This is a genomic window from Neisseria sp. P0009.S007 (assembly GCF_051962515.1).
Window position 1 is genome coordinate 1 of record NZ_JBQCVF010000382.1, and the last position, 1,318, is coordinate 1,318.

A 1,318-nucleotide genomic window follows, 5' to 3' on the forward strand; every position below is an offset into this window, starting at 1 on the left:
AAAAACCCTGCCTATCCTGACACTTTGTACGTTGACAGCCTGATTGGCGCCCATACCGTCAACACCGTTCCCGATGCGACACTCAAAGCCTTTATCGACCACGGCACCGCCAAAGCCACTTTGACCGAAGGTGTGGACGAAGCCCAAGCGCAGCTTGCCGAAACCGCAAAACTCGGCATTGATGTCGAAACTTTGGCAACTCGTTTGCAGGAAGACGGTTTGAAACAATTTGAAGACGCTTTCGCCAAACTGCTTGCTCCCTTGGCTTAAGCGGATTAAACGGACGGCCGAGAAACTTAAATCATTTTAAAAAGTCTCAGTCCGTCTGAAACCCAAATTCGGGCGTGTACGGCACGCCCTTTTCTATCATGATTTGAATACCGTGCAGGCATACTTACCCTGCCCTACAAAAACACCCTGCCATGTATATAGGACGTTTTGCCCCCAGCCCTACCGGCCTGCTTCATATCGGCTCCCTACTGACCGCCGTCGCCTCCTATGCCGATGCGCGCGCTCATCAGGGCAAATGGCTGGTCCGCATTGAAGACCTTGACCCCCCACGCGAAATGCCCGGCGCCGCTGCCGACATTTTGCGCACGCTTGAAGCTTTCGGCTTTGAGTGGGATGGCGAAGTCGCCTATCAAAGCCGCCGTTACGACCTGTATCAAGACACCCTCGACCGCCTCAAAGCAGCCGGACTGGTGTATCCTTGCTATTGCAGCCGCAAAGACTGGCAGGCGGCGGCAACACATGGCGCAGACGGATTTGTATATAACGGCCGTTGCCGCAATCCTCAGCAAAGACCCGACACGCAAAACAAAACGCCGGCATGGCGCATTCAAGTTCCCGATCGCGTAATCGGTTTTTCAGACGGCATTGTCGGACATTACGCACAAAATCTGGCACACGACATCGGCGATTTCGTCCTGCTTCGCGCCGACGGCTATTGGGCATATCAGCTTGCCGTGGTTGCAGACGATGCCGATCAAGGCATAACGCATATTGTCCGCGGTCAGGACTTGCTCGTTTCTACGCCGCGCCAAATCTATCTGCAACAATGCCTCGGCGTGCCCACACCGGCCTACGCCCACCTTCCCCTATTGACCAACAACCAAGGGCAAAAATGGTCGAAACAAACCTTTGCCCCGGCTTTGGATTTGAATCAAAAAGAACAACTTCTCCGCCAAGTCCTAACCTACCTCAACCTACCCAATGCACCTGCTGTGAACCGTCCGCAAGAATTGCTCGATTGGGCGGTGGTACACTGGCAAATGGACAAAATCCCAAAATCGTCCATTATCACGGACTGAATTAGCGC

Annotated in this window: 2 protein-coding genes; both read left to right on the forward strand. The window is 53.7% G+C overall.

Annotated features, from left to right (window positions below):
- On the forward strand, positions 1-270 hold a 270-nt coding region (locus ACTHS3_RS13445; RefSeq protein WP_440368186.1), incomplete at its 5' end, for a transaldolase family protein.
- Positions 271-422: 152 nt separating this feature from the next.
- The gene (gluQRS, locus tag ACTHS3_RS13450; protein ID WP_440368187.1) at positions 423-1,310 is read left to right on the forward strand and encodes a tRNA glutamyl-Q(34) synthetase GluQRS; all 888 of its coding nucleotides are present in this window, start codon (positions 423-425) and stop codon (positions 1,308-1,310) included.
- Positions 1,311-1,318 lie beyond the last annotated feature (8 nt).

What these genes read in the sequence shown, in the direction of transcription:
- gluQRS (WP_440368187.1), top strand. Translation starts at nt 423, where the DNA reads ATGTATATAGGACGTTTTGCCCCCAGCCCTACCGGCCTGCTTCATATC.